This is a genomic window from Bradyrhizobium sp. R2.2-H, from assembly GCF_004346455.1.
Classification (GTDB): Bacteria; Pseudomonadota; Alphaproteobacteria; order Rhizobiales; family Xanthobacteraceae; genus Bradyrhizobium; species Bradyrhizobium diversitatis.
On the sequence record NZ_SMBR01000016.1, the window covers coordinates 24,194 to 42,600 of the forward strand.

Genomic DNA, 18,407 nt, shown 5'->3' on the forward strand with positions numbered 1-18,407 from the left:
CGACTGCTGCCCTCTTACTCTCCCCTTCCAGGGGAGGGTGAAGAGGCCACCTCGTTCGCCGGCCGAAACCGCAGCGTGAACTCCGCGCCGCCGCCGGGGAGGTTTGCCACCGCAACCGTCGCCGCATGATCCTCCGCCACCGCGCGCACGATCGAGAGTCCCAGGCCTGCGCCGTCGCTGCGCCGGCGGTCAGCGCGCCAGAAGCGCTGGAAGATCAGCTCGCGCTCGGCTTCCGCGATGCCCGGGCCGCGATCGCGCACGCGCACCGAACCGTCGTCGCGTACCTCGACCTCGACGCAGGTGTCCTTCGCGGTGAATTTGATGGCGTTTTCGGCGAGGTTGAAGATCGCACGCTGAAGCATCTCTGAGTTACCGTGGATCCTGACCGGCGCGTCGGTCCCCTTCAGAGCGACGTCCTTATGCTGCGCGATCGCGAACGGGGCGATCGAACCGACCACCTCGGCGCAGACCGCGCGCAAATCCGCGGTCTCCCCGGGATCGAGCACCAATGTGTCGAGTTCGGCGATCTCCAACAACTGGGCGACGAGGCGGCTCATGACCTCGATGTCGGCAAGCAGCGCCTGCCGTGCCGCGCGGTCGTCGAGCGTCTCGATCCGGGTGCGCAGGATCGCGAGCGGCGTGCGCAGCTGATGCGCGGCGTCCGCCGTGAACTGCCGCTGCACGCGAAAGCCGCCCTCGAGGCGATCGAACGCCTGGTTCACGGCGGTGACCAGCGGCATGATCTCGCGCGGGATCTGTGCCGTCGGCAGGCGGATATCGGTACGCGCCGGACCGATATTGCTGGCCTCCTCCGAGGCCCTCCACAGCGGCGCAATCGTGCGGCGGAAGATGATGATGTCGGTGGCAAGTAGCACCAGAAGGATCGGAATGGTGATCCAACCCACCCGCCGGAAGAAGTTCGAGACGATGTCGTCGGTGATGACGTCGCGGTGCGCGAGGTCCTCGGCGACCTGGATGCGGACCGTCTTGCCGGCAATATCGCGGGTGACGCCTGCGCCGGAGATCGTCTCGGAGAAGCGTGATTGCGCCGCAGCGGCTGAGCGACGGTGCGAGGAGAACAGCAGCCGGCCGTCGGCATCGCGGATGTCGAACTGGTATCGGCCGTAAGCGTCCGAATAGAGGCCCTTCAGGCTGTCGGGGAGGTTGAAGCTCAACGTGCCATCCGGCTGCGTGACGATGTGCCCCGCCAGCACCTCGGCCTGCGCGCGCATGGCATCGCGATGCAGCTGCGCGATCTCGGAATTGAGCAGCCAGAACAGCACCAGCGGCAGGAAGATCGCGACCACCGCGACCGCGACGATGTGCAGGAACACGATCCGCGAGATCAGCGATTTGAACGTGAGCAATCTGGCATGCCCCACCGCGGGCACGCTATTTCTCCTCGGTCATGAGGTAGCCGACGCCGCGGATGGTATGGATCACCACCCTGGCGCCGTGTTCAGCCAGCTGCTTGCGCAGCCGCGAGACATAAACTTCTACCGCATTGGAGGCGACTTCGCCTTCGAGCCCAAAGATGTGATCTTCGACGTTCTTCTTCGGCACCACCCGCCCCTGCCGGCGCAGCAGGATCTCGAGCACCGAGCTCTCGCGCGCGGAGATGATGCGCGGCTGGTCGTCGATGAAGATCTGCCGGCTTTCGGTGTCATAAACGAGGTTGGCGAGGCTGAGCGAGCGGCCGAGCAGCTGGCCGGGCCGGCGCAGGATGGCCTCCAGCCGCGCCACCAGCTCCTCCATCGCAAACGGCTTTGCGAGATAGTCGTCGGCCCCGCTGCGCAGGCCCGTCACGCGGTCCTGCAAGCCGCCGCGGGCCGTCAGCACCAGGACCGGCAGCGGCTCCATCTGCCGGCGCAACTCGCGCAGCACCGACAGGCCGTCGTCGTCGGGCAGTCCGAGGTCGAGGATCATCGCGGCATAGTTGACGCTGCCCACCGCCTCGCGCGCCTCGGCCGCGCTGCCGACGATGTCGCTCTCATAGCCGGCCGCGGCCAGCCCGGCAGCAACGAGCCGCGACAGCTCGGGATTGTCCTCGACGATCAGAAGGCGCATCGATATTCCGCTGTCACCGCACGGCTCGCGCCGAAATCTTCGCCGCTCTTTTCCAGCATTCCGGACGGCTGGGCCAGAGAAAAAATGCGCGGTGAGCCGAGCGCCCCGATGTCAGGCTCGTGTAAGCCGATCGGACCCGCCCTCACGACGCCTGGAACGGCGGGCCGGCATCCGGCCGCTGGATCGACCACTCCCGGCTCGATCTAAGCGTCGCCTTCGACGCGCGCAAACGGATTGCCGTACACGGAATAGGCCAGCCAGGTCAGTTCCTTCCGGCTTTTGGCGGCCTCGCGAGCCGTTCGAACGGCTTCCACCAGCACGTTTCCGTCCTTGAGCGAGCGATAGAACGCCTCGGCAAAACTGTAGGCGAGCTTGTCGTCCACCGACCAGAGCGCTCCGACCAGCGCGCCCGCGCCGAGCTCGGAATACGGCCGCAGGAATGCATCGACAAAACCGGCGACACCTCCACCGATACCGCGGCCCGCCCGCCCGGTCTGGCAGGCATTGATGAAGATGGTTGGTCTCGGTCCGCTTGTCGCGAAGCGGGCAAAAGCCTTGACCTGATCCGCCGATAGCGAATCCGGCGCAAAGCTGCCGTCCACCATGGACCCCGTCATCAACAGGTCGGCTGTCATGACCGCCCGCTGCGCCGCCTCGCCGTGGCAGGCAAAGTGCAGAACGTCGCAATTCCCCGCATTCTGCTGGAGGAAGCCCGTCACCGAGATGCTGTCGGCCGGGACCTCGCGGGGATTGCCGAACAGCTTGGCCAGCATCTCGCGTTCGGCACCGGCGCCTTCGAGCTGCAGGGCGGGATCGAGATAGGCCGGGATCACGTAGTTGACGCGATCGCTGCGCATCGCAAGGTTCGGACCAGGCCATGGCGTGCTGTGCAGCCAGCGGACCAGCCCCCATTCGGCGAGGAATCCCTTGCCGGCCTGCCCGGACTTCCGATCATTGATGTAAAGCAGCTCCCAGGGAATGAACGGCTCCTCCGAGATGACCTGGATCGCGCGGATCGCCTCGCGATGGGTCCACAACGCCTCGCGGACCTTGTCCGGCAACAACTCGTTCGCCATGACAATTCCGTTTGCCTGGAGGCGCGCCAGGAACTGGTCATACAACCGGTTGGTCGCGAGCCAGGACGTCTCGATGCCCTTGAAGATCTCCGCAACGTAGACGTCGCGAGAGAACCCCCCGGGAAGGGTGCGTGATTCCGAAACTGCGATGTTGGGGTCGACGCAGGCAAGGTCGAAGCGCAGCGTCAGCTTGCCGCCCTCCACGATCTCGTAGATCCTCAGCACCGCCGGCTCGTTCGGGCGTGCCGCCATGGCCAACCCGACCTGGCTCCGGCGCAAGGTCTTGCTGTCTGCATCGACGAATACGGGAGCCAGGGTGAAGGACGCCAGAATGCGCGGACCTTGCCGCGCTTCGACGAGGATATCCGCTGCGCCCTCGGCGGTACCTTCCACGACGAACCGCAGCGCCTCCGCCCGTCGTTCCCGGGGCGTGTCGATCTCTGCGCTGGATTCGCCGAGGACCCGGCAGTTCCTGCGCGCGATGACTTCGACAACGATGGCGCGGGACGCGTCGATGTTGACCGGGGTATCCGAGGCGCTGGACGTTTGTGTTTCCGCAGCCTGGATCCTCTCGCGAGAAACCGTGACGAACAGCGGGACCGGCTTCCTGGGCGGCGGATGAGACTCGATCTCTGCCGCAAAATAGCAGGCGGCGGTTCCTGGATCAGAAGAAGGTGTCAAGGGCGCCATCTCGGTTGCGACAGACGCCTGGCTCGGCACGGGCGATGCAGCCGCAGGAGCCGCACGTGTTGGCACTCGTCGCAGCGTCGTTGTGTCCGACATCGAGTCGGCTTCGAGACTCTCCAGATGGGGAGAAGGCAGAACGGCCCCCAGCGAGTGGTCACCGCGGGGCGCGGCTCGCCGCGTCGCGCGGCGCGATCCTGTCCGCTGCAGGTCAAACTGCTCGCCGAGGCGAGCTGCGCCAACACCCAGCCATTCACTCAATTTCAATGGAACGGCATCCGTCGCAAAGTAAGTGGTGTGAAAGACGTCGTCCGTATTGCCGAAGGCAAAGGTTGCGTCGCTGGCGAGGCGCGAGCCGCGGGTCCCGAACGAGGTCATCGACGAGGTATCCACCACCAGATCGTTGTCAAGCTGGAACAGGCGATTTGTCACGCGGTCGGCAATGAACTCGGCGAACTCCCTCGTCACTCCCTTGCTGGGTTCGACATGCGCGACGAAATTCGACGTGATCGCATAATAGGTCGCGAGCTTGTCGAGAGGACCGGCCGCCCCGTTCAACTCCCTGACGAGATCGCTCGTGGGCCGCATCGCGGCAAGTCCGGGCACTCTCTGCTCGTCGATGGCGACTTCCGAAAACGCCTGGACGAAGCGACCGACAGTCTTGATCCCCTGCGCCACGATGGGGCTCAACGCAGCCCCGCCCGCCAAGTACGAAACCGCACGGACGCCGGCCATGATCCCGTTGGTGTAGAGATCGATCATCGCCGCCCAGTTCTCGGGCTCGGCAAGATGCGTCCCGGCGTTGGTGCAGCCGACAAAGATGGCCTTGCCGAGCCGGATGTCCGGTCGTTGCTCCGCAAGCCGGTTTTCCACCACGCGATAGACAAGCCCGCCGCGGCTGTGGACGACCGCGTCGATCGACGACCCCTCCGGGATTCCCAGCGCCTGCAACGCCGCAACGAGAGCGGCTGCATTCTGGCCCGGCGTTGCGGTCAGCGTCTTGTGGTCGAAGCCGAGCACGGCGTCGTAGTGCTGGTTGGCTCTCGAAAGAAATGCCTTTCCGCTCTCGGAACCGGCAAGCTGCGCGAAGCCACCCGCGGTCGACGAGAACGTGCCGTGCACCATGAGCAGGATCTTGAGCGGGCGATCTTGCGGCAAGCGCGGCCGCTCCGATCGCGACGGGGTCCATGCCGCCGGATCGAGCCCGGTCATCATCACGATCCCCTCCTGTCGGTCTCCCTCGATATAGTCGGTCGCCGCATCGACGGCCGTTCTGGCGACGAACTTCAGCACATAGGCGCGGACCGGATCAATCAGCTTGTCGGAGACCCAGTCGAGAACCGGGCCACGCCTGCCGCGTGCCGTGGAGATTCCACGGGTGCCGCTCGTTTCCGCCGTCAGCGGGAACACCAGAACTTGCCTGCCGCCGCGCTGACGCGATGGACGGACAACCTGCTGCGGGTAGCTCCAGGCATAGACGCCGCCTGCCCCTTCGATCAGCACCATCGCCCGTTCGGACGGGCTGACCTCGACCTCGATCTGCGTCGGCGTCTGCGCGTCCCGTCGCAGGGCGCGCGTTCCGGGGCGCGTCGGCACCATTTCGACTTCGGCCGCGATCGTGAAGTCGGACGCCGACAGTGCGCTCCTGAGTTGATCGGTTCCCCTCATCTGGCTGGCGGTCGCGCGGTGCAATCCCCGGCGGGAAGCGTCGCCCTGCACCACCTTGACTTCGACATCGTCGGGACTTTGAACCACGATCCCGCTTGCAATCTCGATGGCAGCCATGTCCTTCCCCCTGTTCAGATGCGTTCTTCGTGACGTCCTTCAGATGCGGCGGGGCGCACGACGCGCGCCACCTCCGACAGAGCTCAAGGTTTGACAGTCGACTGCGACGCAGGCGCGGCCCAGCCGAGCAGATTGCCATCGAGCGCCGACGACTTCCGGATCATCTTGTTGGATTCGATGTAGGCTTCCGCCGTCGAGGGCACGAGATATCCGACCACGAAGCCGAGAATTCCGAATGACCCGACGATGCCGGCGTACCACGACAACGGGATGGTCGGCATTTCCAGACCAAAGGCCCTGGTCACCACTACGAAGCTGACGAGAAGGCTGAACATCAGCGACGCCATGACCACCGCATGGGCCGCGCCGTCCTTCAGTCTCGCCTCGTGATAATCCAGCCGATCCGCCCTCAGCCGCACGTCGAGAAGAATGCTCAGGACCAGCGTGTTGACCAGGAAGATCAGGGAGAACAGCGAGCTCGCCGCAAACGGATGATTCTTCGCCAGCCAGCCTTCAGCGATCGGAATCGTGCTGTAAGTCAACCATAGTATGAAGTTGCCCGCCAGATAGGAGCACGCCCCGAAGACCACGTAAGAGCTCCAGGGCAACGCGTACAGCGAGGGGCGCGCGAAATTCGTCGCGGCCTTCGGATAGATTGCAAAGAAAATCGAGACCGTCAGCGCGACCGCGTGTGCCAGGGACGAGAGGCCTCCGGCCAGCGAACCAACCGCAAACTTCTTCGGCAGATCGAGGAAGAACAGCGGCGCGACAGAGACCGCGAAGTCGAGGACGAAGATCGTCACCAGGGGTGCAAACGGCAATGGCTGTGGCAGAACGGTCTGATACCCGAAGCTGGATATCAGCTCCGTCCGGGAATCGCGCCTGTCGACGACCGACAAGGTCGCCTCGGCCAGACGACGCTGGTATGCGACCCGCAAATCCTCACACTCTTCCGCGATGAAGTCGGAGATCTCGAGCACCAGCTCCCGCGCGTCGACATCCGACACCATGATGTCTTCCGTCAGCAGGAGGGCCCGCGCCGACCGTCGCAGCATTCGCCGATACTGCCGCTCCAGTTCGCCAAACGCGGCTTTCCGCGCGCCGAAGAACTTCTCGAAGCGCGGGTTGCCGCGCAGTTCGACGAAACTGGTGTGAAGTGAAGCAACCTGCATGATCATGGCCGTCGCGCCGGCGGCAAGCACTTCGTCATCCTGATTGAGCGCTTTCTCGATCAGCCTCGCGGGAACGCCATATCCTTCGAGCTCGCGCTGCAACTCCGGCTTTGCGCGCTCCGTCACCCGGATGGGCGAACGCGCGATGGCCACGATCACGGTCTCCACGGCCTGCGGGTAGCGCGCCAGCGTCTGCATCATGGTTCTCAGAAGTCCGATCACCCGAGATAGAATCGGCAGGTGCGGCGCCAGCACCATGAATGCGATCGTCGCCGGTACGGCAATGAGCAGGCCGGCGCCGCGTCCGGGAAAGAGTTGATTGGTCAGCCAGCGGATTTGGATGACCATGAACACGTAGAAGACCACGGCGATCGTGACGTAGGCGAGGACCGCAAAATAGTAGCGGTCGCGCATCACGGCATAGCGGATCTCCACGGCTTCGAAAGGAGCGTGAAAGTCGATCGCGCTGACGATGCAGATTGCGATCGCACCGAGGCCGAGAGCAACGATGGACGGGTCAAAGCCGTACATTGATGAACATCCGCTAGGGTCCAGCCCGGTCCACGAAGATTTCACCATCGAGGCCGCGCATGTAGAGAACCGGAGAAATCCATTCGGCGAAGTGGCGCGCCTTCAATTCGGCCCTCGTATGCGCCAGGGCGGCCTGAATCGAGACGTTGTCGGCGAGATAGGTGTAGAACGTATCGGCGAACGCGAGCCCCATGTTGTCGCTGATCTCGAACTGCATGGCGATCACCGCAGGGACGCCGCCCTGAATGAGCTCGGCAGCGGTGCTCGAGAACAGGGGACCGTCGGATTGCGCCCCGCTGCAGGAGTTCAGGACGACGAGGCTCGGCGTTTGGCCGGGCTGGGTAAGGAACACTTTCAACGTGTCGGCATACAGCCGAGTCCCGCTCGATCCGCCCTCTTCCTGCACCACGATGAAGCCCATCTGCCGATCCGGATCGTGTCCGCCGTGACCGATGAAGTGAAACAGATCCCACCGTTTGCCGTCATCTCCCCTCAGGAAACGACGGTTGAGATCGCGCGCCTTTGCCGAAGGAATCCAGGACAGCTTCAGTCTCTTGCCGTCGTTCAATTCGTGAAGTGCCCTCTTGATCGCGACCTGCTCGGCGTCGACCTCGATCTCATCCAGCGGAAATCCGTTCAGAACCTTGACCCTCGCCGCCATGCCAAGCACCCGTATCGGCCTTGCCGCGCTCATCCGACGTTCTTCGCCATAGTCGTCGACAGCCCGCGTGAACGGTGTGCTCTGGGAGGTCGTCACATAGATGCGGTTCTTCCTGTCGTACATCGTCTCCCAGGGCACGTAGGCGAGCGCGGGATCGCTGACTCGCAAGCGGATCAGGAACGGCTGGTCGTCTCTTCGCGCCGCCTGGAAACATTCCTGATAGAGTTCGAGGATCTTTCGCTGAAAGATGAAGTCGAAGAGCTGCGAACCGATTTCCTGGACAATTCGCTCGTCCGATCCCGAGGTCAGAGCTCCGGCAGCATCACGGATGGCGGGTCTTGCTTCATGGCCGTCATTTGCCGCGGCCGCATCCGGGTTTCGCGGGCGTAGCGCGGCCTCGGCGCTGCGCGCGGCAGGGCTCTGGAGAATCGCTTCCTGCAGCGGTCTCAGGTTCTGGCGGAAACTCGGCTTGAGCTTCTCGACCTCGATCTCGCGGCTCGACGAATTGTATTCCGCAACGATGCGGCAATGGTCTTCGCCACAATCTTCAATGGTCAGATTGAAAACGACCTTCGCCACGACGCAATCCTCAGCCGCGCACCGTCAGCGCAAAAAGGCGCCTTGCAAGAAAGTCCCAGGCAGCCAGCAAGGCCCACACGGCATATGGCGGGCGTCGTGCCGCGGCATTCCCGCGCTCCGCACCTGAGAAGCGGTGGAGACCGCAGCCCGTAATTTTGGCAGCCGGCGTTCTGCCGGACCAGGACGCACACCCCGAGTTCGGGCGGCCTTTCGTCTTGACCTGCGCAGCCCTGCTCGCGGCGGCGCACCGCACGGCATCGGTCGGCGCAATCAAGGAAAGCTCGCTAGCTTCCCGGAATTTCTAGCGAATTTCTCTCGAAGTGACTGTGAACCGCTTCACACCTCTCGCTTTGGTGATCACTGTGAAGGACCGGCCGGCTCCATCTTCCGGCGCAGCACCGACAGGGCAGTCGTCATTGCATTCCCGATAACGGTGACTGGGCTGCTCGACGCACCCACGAAAGTGGACCTGGACAAGATCAAGATCGAGATCCCGGGCATCGAGTTGCCACCGCCACTCGATTTCGGACAATCGAAGAATTGACCCGCGAAACATACGCTTTTGCACGCGGTTGAATCCAGAGCTGAGGATCAGCGCCTGGAGGAGCCCGATGCCTTACTTCGCTTCTGGCCAAGACCAAGACTTCGGCATCTGCAAGGTGCTCGCCGACGTCTTTTGCGCGATCTTGCTCGGCACCTTTTCCATCATCTTTTTCGGCTGGCTCGGCGGCATTGTCGCCGTCGCTATCCTCGAGGCCGGTCTACTCGGACTCGATTGGCTCATGCCAAGCACGAAAGACGCGGCCGGCGTCGCTCGCTGACGGCGGCTGGACCAACCTCGGCTGCCGCTAAAGCATGATCCGGAAAAGTGCGCAGCGGTTTTCCGGAAAGATCATGCGATGACGATTCATCCAAATCTCATCGCGCTTTAGTCTGGCCTGATAAGTGCTCCTGAAAGGCTGTTCTCAGTTCGGCCAGGGCGGTCCTCATAAGAGCGAGTCGGCTCTTGAGGGCCGAGCGGAAATCTTCTGATCGGTTAGAGCATTACTGCTGATGACCCTGAGCGGACCTTGACGTTCTCATTCCGTGCTAGGGGCGCCGTTTATTCCTGTTCACGGGCGGGTGCGCCCGTATTCGATCCCCGGTGTCTCAAGTTGAATTTAGAAGTGTCCTAATTTATCGTTCTAGCGGCCGAGCCAATGACGACTGCGTGCCGCTGGTGGAGTGAGCACATGCAGGATTATTTGGCTCAAATCGAAAAGCTTAGGAAGGACGCGGCGGAAGCCGCTCTTATCCGGGACTTAGCCACTGATCCGCGAAAACGTCAGGTGTTCGATAGGATTGCGAGCCATCTTACCATCCTGGCCGATCAAGTTGAGCAGGCGATGCTGGACCGCAAGCGGGTATAGACAGCACAACCGCAAGGCGGGGCCTGGGTGGCCATTCGGTCCTGCGGTCTCCCGGCCTACAGCCGCCGAAGTAATTCAGGGATCAACGGTCCACTTTGGTGCCTATTAAGGACGAAAACACCGGCAGGGTTCTCAATAGGACATGAAGTAAGGCGGCCTTTAGTTGGCGGCTCTTCTTCAGTCATACGCTGTCTTCCGCTTGTGGCCCTCGGCGCCGTAGGCGCACTGCAGTCACAGGTCCGCCAGTAGGGGAAGACCAGAAGTTTGCAGGTAAGGGCCAAACCGACGCTTCTGACCCAAAGCGGCCCACCACCATCTAGTCAGGGGGCGGGTGCAGTTCATGCCATTTTACGCGAGCGGTTTCCGCTGATCCGCCGCGCCGTATTTCATCCTCTCTAAAACCTCTCCAATACCGGTAGGTGCAATATAGCCCGCACAGCCAAAGGAAGGCGAAAAACAGAACAAGGGCACCAAGGAAGATTTTCACAAGCTCGATTGGATCGAGAATCTTCAGCAAGAAAATCAAGGCGAGACATGCAACTCCAGCAACCGTAAAGCCGCGCACTCGAAGCCGCCAAATTCGGACTTCCTCTGAGGCAGTCATCGCTCTTCCTGCAGGGTACGTACGCTCTCGCGCCTAATGGCCCTGCGGCTTTCGTCTTCCATCCGGGGACGGTCGAGATGTCTCGTGAGCCGCCCTTCAGCGCCCCATCCGCGCCGCCTCGCGATCGGGGCGAACAGCAGGCAGGCCAGGTTCAAGGCAATCAGCGCGATCAGTAGATAGAGGCCGTAAAACACGAAAATGCAGGACGCGCCCCCGACGATAAGGAAGAGGAGAACGGTGGGCGGGATTTTGATGCGAAACATGCTCACCATGGTAACACAAAGCCGCCTCGCGCCGCTATACGAACAAGGTTTGCATACCTTTAAGGGCGCGTCTGCCCGTGCCTAACGTGAGCCAAAGCGTCTGAAGATAGGTAAAAGCTTGCGATATGCGCTCAAAGAGGTTGGCCGTCGGACGATTAACACTTTTCTCCATCGCTTTAAGGTTGAGGAAATCAACGCGCGCTATTGGTTCGCCAGCGCCCTCGAGATGGCGGCGGTTGCGCCTGGGATCCCGTCGAATGTACTTGCTCACCGCTTGTCTGATTGTGTTGGCCTTGACTGCCTTGGTGGCATCTCGCCGGGCCAGGCGTCTGCCACGGACCCATCGGGGGCGGTTCGCAGCGATCTGGCCTGCTCTTTGCTCGGGAATTTGTGCGCTGGGACTACTCGCAATTTGGCGTGCCCAAGGTGTTCAGGACGTCGAGCCCTCTTTGTTGACCTGCCTCCTTATGCTTGTTGTCGCCTTCAATGCCGGGTGGTTTATCGGCCTCATGGGTGAGTGGTCGTGGCAGTGACGATAAAGGTCGTTCCATATGGACACCGTCTACGTGATCCTGCTGATCACGACGCTCGTTCTGGGGTTCGTCGCGACCGTCCTATGGGGGCCGGACTTCGAATGGCTTGGGCACGACGTTGAGGCCGCTTACATATTTAAGATGGTCGCCATCGGGCTGGCCGTGTTCTTTTTAATCGCGATCACTTTCGGCCTCATCTGAGACCTCAAAAAACCCTACGACCGGGAACGCAATGACCCCTGCTGAACACCTTGGGACGGTCTCTGCGGCCGTGCTCGCCGCCTCTGCATTCATGGTGTCGCGCGCTCAGTGGTTCTTCGGCCGAAAGCTATCGCTAGAGGAAGCGGTTTCGATTGGATGGGTGGCTTGGTCGATTTTTATAGCGGGGTTCGTGGTCTACATTGGACTAAAACTCCCGCTAGGTCTTACCCGCGAGGCGGATGCCCTGGCCATCGGTGTCTCCGGATGCTCGTCTCTCGTTGCCATGTTGTGGTTGGCGCGGGTGGTCACCGACTGGGGACGAAGCGTGACAATTTCGATCTTTGCTCTGTTCCTTCTTACGCTGGTGGTGGTCTCCCTCACGCTGGACTTGTCGCGGTCTCAAGTCCGAGACCCAGCGCAGTTCCGGTTCTGGCCCATCGCGTTGGTGGCGCAGTGCAGCGGCAGGTCTGGACTCGGGGGCGGAGCAGAAGTCATCGCCTCCGGTGCGGACCGCCGCCTTTGACCCATTGCCGACATTACCCCTCCGATACCCCTGCCATGTGCAGACCCTGATAGATGCGCTCGCGCATGGCGAGGTAAGCTGGATGTTCGCTCAGTGCGCCGTTGCGGAACCGACGGATAGTAAAGCTTGGATCGAGCGCAAATCCTGCCCTTGCAGCTGCTTTCGCCTGATCCAGCGAGCCGAGTAGCGCGAGTCCGGCGGCGAGCAAGAAATGTGTAATGGCATAATTTCGGTTGGCTTCGATGCTGTGGAGCAAGGAGCCAACTGCCTCGGCATCCGCCGAAAGCTGCAATTTGGCGGCGCCGGCGAACAGCAGCCAGCGATAGACGTTGACGTCGCGGGGAGAAAGGCGGATCGCCTCGTTCATGTGGGCCTCGGTCTCAGCTGCGCGACCCATAACAAATTTGGCGGCACCGATCAGCGCATGCGCCCCGGCTAAATTGCGATCTAAGGCCAACGCTCGCTCGCATTCAGCTATCCCTTGAGGCGCGCGGTTCGTTAGAATTAGCAGGTCGCCAAATACCAAATGGGCAAGAGGATGATTCGGCGCATGAGACAGCGCCTTCACCACAGTCGCCTCGGCCATCGCGAGACGCGCAGCCCGATCCTCGGAATAGAGGCCCGATCCAACTGTCAAATCGACGATCGCCATACCGACCATCGCCGCAACATTTTTGGGATTAAGCGCCAACGCCTGCTCAAGAAAAGCGCGTGCTTGTGCCATGCGTTCGGGGGTCCGCCCCTTGTTCAATAAAGCTGTACCTTGAAAATACAGGTCCATTGAAGTGAGATGCGGAGATCGTTCGGACCGCCTGGCCTCGTACTCAGTGAGTTGAGCTTCTAGCGTGTTGGCGAGGCGCGATACAATCTCGTCCTGCATATCGAATAGGTCGGCAACGGGCTTGTCAAAACGGTCGGCCCACAGGTGCGCGCCGGTTTCCGCGTCGATCAGTTGCACGTTGATCCGAAGTCGATTGCCGCGCCGCTGCACGGAGCCTTCGAGCACATAGTGGACGTTCAATTCGCGCCCAACCTTCTTAAGGTCAACCGCTTTGCCCTTATAGGTGAATGCAGTGTGTCGACCGATCACGAATGAGCCGCTGATGCGCGATAAGTCGGTCGTCAGGCTCTCGGTTACGCCATCCACGAAATAGTCCTGCTCGGAATCACCACTGAGGTTGGCAAAGGGCAGCACAACGATGGAAAGATGAGGCGGTGAAAACGGGGGTGGCGTCACGCGGTCCGACTGTATCACAGGGCCAGATCCATCCCGGACCAGGGCATAGGCCCGAAGCGGGCGGGCGATATTCTTGAAGTTTTGCTCGCCGAGATCGGCGAACTCGACGCCGACCTTGCCCCGGACTTGGTCGTAGGCAGATGCCGAGATGCAGATGCCGCCTGGTTCTGCGATGCTCTCGAGCCGCGCCGCGATGTTAACGCCATCTCCAAAGATGTCGTGGGGCTCGACAATTACGTCGCCGATATTGACGCCCACCCGGAAAGCAATGCGTCTGTCTTCCGCCTCAGCGATTGTAACTTCCTTGATGCGGGTCTGGAACTGCACAGCAGCTCGAATCGCTTCGACCGCGCTTGGAAATTCTGCCAAGAACCCGTCGCCCGTGTTCTTCACGATGCGACCGCCGTGTTCGGAGATCGCGGGCGTGACACTGTCCGCGAGGAGCGCGGTCAGTTTGGCATGCGTAGCTTCTTCGTCGTGATGCATGAGCCGCGAATAGCCAACCACATCGGCGGCCAATATCGCCGATAACCTCCGCTCGACCCGGACTGGCCGCTCTTGCACCATGGCGCGTAATCCAACCCACAGCACACTGTACGACGGATCAGACGGCGGTGCCAAACGCGTTTTTGACGGTATGTTGACCCAGGCTGACGTCGGTTATTGGCCCATCGGCGACCTGCGGCGACGTCTCGCTTTTGTACCGTTGTTCAGGGGTGAGCGGACATCTGGAGCGCCCAAACCAAACACCTGATTTATGAGTACACGCCCTAGTCTGGCCTGATACGGCACTCTTGAAAGGCTGTTCTCAGTTCGGCCAGTTGTTCGCTTGTCGCTCCCGACTCCGCGTCGGCGCGACTTGCAGCTAAATCCATGTAGCCGATCGGCTGATCGAACTGGCTCGCCGTGAAGTCGTACCTCCGGCCCTCGATCCGATTGTAGAAATGGTCGCCGGCCGGCAGAGGCGTCTTCAGCAAGTCACCGCCGAAAAGGTCGTGAACGAGCAGCGCAGTGACGTTGCATTGGCCGGCCGCGGGATTGCTCGCGGTCCATCGGCTGGCCGTCGCCAGCGACCATGCCTTGCGCAATGCGCTTTGAACCTGATCGGAATCGAAGCTCATCGGATTCCCCGGGCCCGGCACCGAGCCGAAAGTTCGGATTATTCGATTGAGAAATTCTACCACTGTTTTGCCCGACGCATCAAGCGAGTTCGGTAATTCCGTAGAAGCTCGCGCCAGGCCGTCCAAGTCATTGATGAACCTATCCCCGCCTACTGTGCATGGGGTTGTTTTGCAGTTTTTGTTTGGAAGCCCTTAGAAAAGACAGCGTCCCGGAGCCATTGCTCCGGGACGCTGCATGCGGCGAACAGTTTGATCAGCTCTGCGAACGCCGCGCCATGAAGATGTCGTAGCCGACCTCGGCGACCTGGAACCACGCGTAGCCGTCGCTCGTGAACTTGGCGAGCGAGTCGTTCACCTTCTTGAAGTTGGGGTTGGTCGCAGCGACTTCGGCGTGCAGCTCCTTGGCGGCCTTGTAGCAAGCATCCATGATCGAGGGCGAGAAGGCATGCAGCTTGGTGCCGCCCGCGAGCAGCTTCTTCAGCGCCAGCGGATTGGCGTTGTCGTAGCGCGCCATCATGTAGTTGTTGGCGTAATGGCCGGCCTGCTCCAGCACGCTCTGGTAATATTTCGGCAGCGCGTTCCACTTGTCGAGGTTGACGAAGGCCATCAGCATCGGCCCGCCTTCCCACCAGCCGGGATAATAGTAGTGCGGCGCGATCTTGTAGAAGCCGAGCTTCTCGTCGTCATAGGGGCCAACCCATTCGGCGGCATCGATGGTGCCCTTCTCCAGCGCTGGATAGATATCGCCGCCGGCGAGCTGCTGCGGCACCACGCCGAGCTTCTGGAGCACACGGCCGGTGAAGCCGCCGATGCGGAATTTTATGCCCTTGAGATCCTCGGGCGTGTTGACTTCTTTCCTGAACCAGCCGCCCATCTGGCAGCCGGTGTTGCCCGCGAGCAGCGAGACGACGTTATAGCTCTTGTAGAACTCGTTGAGCACGTCGCGGCCGCCGCCGAGCATGTACCAGGCCTGGTTGATGCGCATGTTGGGACCGAACGGCACGGCCGAGCCGAAGGTGAAGGTCGGGTCCTTGCCGAAATAATAGTAGGACGCCGTGTGACCGATTTCGCAGGTGCCGTTCTGCACGGCGTCGAGCACCTGGAGGCCCGGCACGATCTCGCCAGCCGCGAAGATCTGGATCTGGAATTTGTTGTCGGTCGCCTCCGCGACCATCTTGCACATCATCTCGGCGCCGCCAAACAGCGTGTCGAGCGATTTCGGCCAGCTCGTCGGCATGCGCCATTTGATGTCCGGCATCGACTGCGCGATCGCGGGAGCCGCGAGCGTGGCGGTGCCGGCCGCACCAAGTCCTGTGACCTTGATGAAGTCTCTTCTCTTCATGATTTCCTGCCCTGATGTACCAGTGATTGTGGGCCTTCTTGTCGAGGCTTGCCGCCAGCATGGCGCAAGCCGCGGCCGAACGCCATCCCGATCGCACCGCGGCAAAGAAAAAGCCCGGCCTCGCTAGCGAGGCCGGGCGATTTGGTCCTACGACTAAAGCCGCAGATCAGCCGCGTGTGCGCGAGCGGATCATGAAGCTGTCGTAGGTATATTCGGCGACCTGCCACCACAGATATTCATCGGAGCGGTAGGCCTGCATGGCGTCGATCGACTTCTTGAAGTCGGCGTTCTTGGCCGAAATCTCGGCCCACAGCTCGTTCGTGGACTTGAGGCAGGCTTCCAGCACTTCGTTGGTGAACGGGCGAAGCTGGGTGCCGCCGGCGACCAGGCGCTTCAGCGCGGCCGGGTTCTGCATGTCGTAGCGCGCAGCCATCCAGGTGTTGGCATGGGTGGTCGCGTTGGTGAGGATCGCCTGGTAGTTCTTCGGCAGCGCATTGAACTTTTCCAGGTTGGCGAAGGCATGGACGGTCGGACCGCCTTCCCAGAAGCCCGGATAGTAATAGTACTTGGCAACCTTGGCGAAGCCGAGCTTCTCGTCATCGTAGGGGCCGACCCACTCGGCGGCGTCGATGGTGCCCTTCTCCAGCGCCGGATAGATGTCGCCGCCGGCGAGCTGCTGCGGCACCACGCCGACCTTCTGAAGCACCTGGCCGGCGATGCCGCCGATGCGCATCTTGAGGCCGGAGAGGTCGGCAACGGTCTTGATCTCCTTGCGGAACCAGCCGCCCATCTGGGTGCCGGTGTTGCCGCAGGGGAAGCCGATCACGTTCGACTTCTTGAAGAACTCGTTGGCGAGCTCGTTGCCGCCGCCCTGATAGAGCCACGAGTTCTGCTGGCGCGCGTTGAGGCCGAACGGCACCGAGGCGAAGATCGCGAAGGTGGGGTCCTTGCCGACATAGTAGTAGGACACGGTGTGGCACATGTCGACCGTGCCGTTCGTGGTCGCATCGAGCGCCTGGAGGCCGGGGACGATTTCGCCGGCGGCGAACACCTGAATCTGGAACTTGTTGTCAGTCATCTCGGCGACGTACTTCGCCACCTGCTCGGCGCCGCCATAGATGGTGTCGAGCGACTTCGGGAAGCTCGAAGTCAGGCGCCACTTCACCTCGGGCGAGGACTGTGCGATCGCCGGCGAGGCCACTGCGGTCGCCGCCGCGCCTGCTGCCGATACTTTGAGAAAATCACGACGCTTCATATTCAGGTCTCTCCTTGCTGGGGCGTTTCCCCTTAACTTCTCTTATGCCGCCGCTCATTCCGGCGACGCGTCGATGTCGCGTCGAACCGAAGGGGCTTGACTGCCGTGCGCCTTTAACACGGACCGCGCGGTTACGGAACGCGACAATGGCATGACGGGGCTCTACAAAAGTCGCATGTCCCGGGGGCCCCGCGGCCGGCCGGTTCAGGCTGCGGCAATGACGCCCTTCAGCTGGTCCCGGACCTGCCCTGCGATGGCGCGGTAGATCGCCGCATGAGGACCGTCCGGCTCGCTGTCGACCACGGGATTACCGGCGTCCGAGGTGGCGCGAATTGCCATGTGCAGGGGGATCTCGCCGAGGAACGGCACCCCGAGCTTCTCCGCCTCATGCCGCGCCCCGCCGTGGCCGAAAATGTCCGACTTGGTCCCGCAATGCGGGCACTGGAAGTAGCTCATATTCTCGACGATGCCGAGAACGGGCACGTTGACCTTCTTGAACATGGCAAGCCCCCGCCGCGCGTCGATCAGGGACAGGTCCTGCGGGGTCGAGACGATCACGGCGCCCTTGAGCGGCACGTTCTGGGCCAGCGTGAGTTGGGCATCGCCGGTGCCCGGCGGCATGTCGACGACCAGCACGTCGAGCTTGCCCCATTCGACGTCGCGCAGCATCTGCGTCACCGCCGACATCACCATGGGACCGCGCCAGATCATCGCGGTCTCTTCCTCGACCAGGAAGCCGATCGACATGATGGCGAGACCGAAACGCCGAAGCGGAATCATCTTGCGTTCGCCGTTCAGCTCCGGCTTGTCGCGCAGGCCCGTCAGGCGCGGCACCGAGGGGCCGTAGATATCGGCATCGAGCAGCCCGACCTTGAGGCCGAGGTCGCGCAGGCCCAGCGCCAGATTGAGCGCCGTGGTCGACTTGCCGACGCCGCCCTTGCCGGAGGCGACCGCAATCACGGCGGCAACGCCCGGGATTTCCGATTGCCGCGCCATTGGCGACCCGCCGCCCTGCGGCGGCTTGTGGGCATGGGCGGGCTGCACGCCGGGCGCGCCGCGGCTCGGCTGCGGGGTTGGCGGCGGCGCGGAGCCCGGCTTGCGCTCGGCGGTCAGCGCCACCATGACGGTGGTGACGCCGGGAATAGCGCGCACCGCGGCCTCCGCTTCGGCCCGGACGGATTCCCAGGCCCTTGCCTCGGCGGCATCCACATTGATCGAGAAGAACACCTTGCCGTCGGACGCGCTGATCGCGCTCAGCACATTGGCATGGGTGAGCGCGACCCCGCGGGGCGACTTGACCTTGGCGAGACTGTCGAGAACCTGTTGCTGCGTCACGCTCAAAGCGCATCTCCTGAACGGAGCAT

Annotated in this window: 16 protein-coding genes; 5 read left to right on the forward strand and 11 right to left on the reverse strand. The window is 62.3% G+C overall.

Going from position 1 to position 18,407, the window contains the following annotated elements:
- Positions 1–14: 14 nt before the first annotated feature.
- From EDE08_RS31920 to EDE08_RS31940, 5 genes are all read right to left on the reverse strand, one after another.
- Positions 15–1,391, reverse strand: a complete 1,377-nt coding sequence (locus EDE08_RS31920) for an ATP-binding protein (RefSeq protein WP_131873274.1) — start codon at positions 1,389–1,391, stop codon at positions 15–17.
- Position 1,392: 1 nt separating this feature from the next.
- Positions 1,393–2,067: a response regulator gene (locus EDE08_RS31925; RefSeq protein ID WP_131873272.1), complete on the reverse strand. Its 675-nt coding sequence runs from the start codon at positions 2,065–2,067 to the stop codon at positions 1,393–1,395.
- Positions 2,068–2,270: 203 nt separating this feature from the next.
- On the reverse strand, positions 2,271–5,612 hold the full coding sequence (locus EDE08_RS31930; RefSeq protein WP_131873270.1) for a DUF7379 domain-containing protein: 3,342 nt from the start codon (positions 5,610–5,612) through the stop codon (positions 2,271–2,273).
- A gap of 83 nt (positions 5,613–5,695) precedes the next feature.
- Complete coding sequence (locus EDE08_RS31935; protein WP_131873268.1) at positions 5,696–7,315, reverse strand: hypothetical protein; 1,620 nt, start codon at positions 7,313–7,315, stop codon at positions 5,696–5,698.
- Positions 7,316–7,328: 13 nt separating this feature from the next.
- A complete protein-coding gene (locus tag EDE08_RS31940) occupies positions 7,329–8,555 on the reverse strand; it encodes a CHAT domain-containing protein (RefSeq protein WP_131873266.1) in 1,227 nt (408 codons plus the stop codon).
- Positions 8,556–8,688: 133 nt separating this feature from the next.
- Between EDE08_RS31940 and EDE08_RS31945 the strand changes: the two genes are divergently transcribed.
- The 3 genes from EDE08_RS31945 (at position 8,689) to EDE08_RS38680 (ending at position 9,964) form a co-directional block, all read left to right on the forward strand.
- Entirely contained in the window at positions 8,689–9,099 is a 411-nt protein-coding gene (locus EDE08_RS31945) for a hypothetical protein (protein ID WP_131873264.1), read from the forward strand.
- A gap of 67 nt (positions 9,100–9,166) precedes the next feature.
- Positions 9,167–9,376 carry a hypothetical protein gene (locus EDE08_RS31950; RefSeq protein ID WP_131873262.1) on the forward strand — a complete coding sequence of 70 codons (210 nt, stop codon included), beginning with the start codon at positions 9,167–9,169 and terminating at the stop codon, positions 9,374–9,376.
- A 411-nt stretch (positions 9,377–9,787) separates the two neighbouring features.
- Positions 9,788–9,964 (forward strand): hypothetical protein, encoded by a 177-nt coding sequence (locus EDE08_RS38680; protein WP_165936345.1) that lies wholly within the window; start codon positions 9,788–9,790, stop codon positions 9,962–9,964.
- A gap of 600 nt (positions 9,965–10,564) precedes the next feature.
- Here EDE08_RS38680 and EDE08_RS31955 read toward each other — a convergent pair.
- Positions 10,565–10,831, reverse strand: coding sequence for a hypothetical protein (locus tag EDE08_RS31955; RefSeq protein ID WP_131873260.1), 267 nt, complete (start codon positions 10,829–10,831; stop codon positions 10,565–10,567).
- A gap of 551 nt (positions 10,832–11,382) precedes the next feature.
- Here EDE08_RS31955 and EDE08_RS31960 point away from each other — a divergent pair.
- Both EDE08_RS31960 and EDE08_RS31965 read left to right on the forward strand, forming a co-directional pair.
- Positions 11,383–11,565 carry a hypothetical protein gene (locus EDE08_RS31960; protein ID WP_131873258.1) on the forward strand — a complete coding sequence of 61 codons (183 nt, stop codon included), beginning with the start codon at positions 11,383–11,385 and terminating at the stop codon, positions 11,563–11,565.
- Between the two features lie 31 nt (positions 11,566–11,596).
- The gene (locus EDE08_RS31965) at positions 11,597–12,088 is read left to right on the forward strand and encodes a hypothetical protein (RefSeq protein WP_131873256.1); all 492 of its coding nucleotides are present in this window, start codon (positions 11,597–11,599) and stop codon (positions 12,086–12,088) included.
- A gap of 13 nt (positions 12,089–12,101) precedes the next feature.
- On the opposite strand, the gene EDE08_RS31970 is transcribed toward EDE08_RS31965, so the two are convergent.
- From EDE08_RS31970 to EDE08_RS31990, 5 genes are all read right to left on the reverse strand, one after another.
- Complete coding sequence (locus tag EDE08_RS31970; RefSeq protein WP_131873254.1) at positions 12,102–13,892, reverse strand: adenylate/guanylate cyclase domain-containing protein; 1,791 nt, start codon at positions 13,890–13,892, stop codon at positions 12,102–12,104.
- 203 nt (positions 13,893–14,095) lie between these two features.
- Positions 14,096–14,446: a YunG family protein gene (locus tag EDE08_RS31975; RefSeq protein WP_131873252.1), complete on the reverse strand. Its 351-nt coding sequence runs from the start codon at positions 14,444–14,446 to the stop codon at positions 14,096–14,098.
- 253 nt (positions 14,447–14,699) lie between these two features.
- Complete coding sequence (locus EDE08_RS31980) at positions 14,700–15,788, reverse strand: TRAP transporter substrate-binding protein (protein WP_131873250.1); 1,089 nt, start codon at positions 15,786–15,788, stop codon at positions 14,700–14,702.
- 166 nt (positions 15,789–15,954) lie between these two features.
- Positions 15,955–17,043 carry a TRAP transporter substrate-binding protein gene (locus EDE08_RS31985; protein WP_131873248.1) on the reverse strand — a complete coding sequence of 363 codons (1,089 nt, stop codon included), beginning with the start codon at positions 17,041–17,043 and terminating at the stop codon, positions 15,955–15,957.
- A gap of 204 nt (positions 17,044–17,247) precedes the next feature.
- Positions 17,248–18,384: an Mrp/NBP35 family ATP-binding protein gene (locus EDE08_RS31990; RefSeq protein WP_131873246.1), complete on the reverse strand. Its 1,137-nt coding sequence runs from the start codon at positions 18,382–18,384 to the stop codon at positions 17,248–17,250.
- Between the last annotated feature and the right edge of the window lie 23 nt (positions 18,385–18,407).

Excerpts from the sequence above, each read along its gene's own strand:
- EDE08_RS31930 (WP_131873270.1), bottom strand. The coding sequence starts at position 5,612 with ATGGCTGCCATCGAGATTGCAAGCGGGATCGTGGTTCAAAGTCCCGAC.
- EDE08_RS31975 (WP_131873252.1), bottom strand. The coding sequence starts at position 14,446 with ATGAGCTTCGATTCCGATCAGGTTCAAAGCGCATTGCGCAAGGCATGG.
- EDE08_RS31955 (WP_131873260.1), bottom strand. The coding sequence starts at position 10,831 with ATGTTTCGCATCAAAATCCCGCCCACCGTTCTCCTCTTCCTTATCGTC.
- EDE08_RS31985 (WP_131873248.1), bottom strand. The coding sequence starts at position 17,043 with ATGAAGCGTCGTGATTTTCTCAAAGTATCGGCAGCAGGCGCGGCGGCG.
- EDE08_RS31960 (WP_131873258.1), top strand. The coding sequence starts at position 11,383 with ATGGACACCGTCTACGTGATCCTGCTGATCACGACGCTCGTTCTGGGG.
- EDE08_RS31980 (WP_131873250.1), bottom strand. The coding sequence starts at position 15,788 with ATGAAGAGAAGAGACTTCATCAAGGTCACAGGACTTGGTGCGGCCGGC.
- EDE08_RS31950 (WP_131873262.1), top strand. The coding sequence starts at position 9,167 with ATGCCTTACTTCGCTTCTGGCCAAGACCAAGACTTCGGCATCTGCAAG.
- EDE08_RS31925 (WP_131873272.1), bottom strand. The coding sequence starts at position 2,067 with ATGCGCCTTCTGATCGTCGAGGACAATCCCGAGCTGTCGCGGCTCGTT.
- EDE08_RS31965 (WP_131873256.1), top strand. The coding sequence starts at position 11,597 with ATGACCCCTGCTGAACACCTTGGGACGGTCTCTGCGGCCGTGCTCGCC.
- EDE08_RS38680 (WP_165936345.1), top strand. The coding sequence starts at position 9,788 with ATGCAGGATTATTTGGCTCAAATCGAAAAGCTTAGGAAGGACGCGGCG.
- EDE08_RS31970 (WP_131873254.1), bottom strand. The coding sequence starts at position 13,892 with ATGGTGCAAGAGCGGCCAGTCCGGGTCGAGCGGAGGTTATCGGCGATA.
- EDE08_RS31935 (WP_131873268.1), bottom strand. The coding sequence starts at position 7,315 with ATGTACGGCTTTGACCCGTCCATCGTTGCTCTCGGCCTCGGTGCGATC.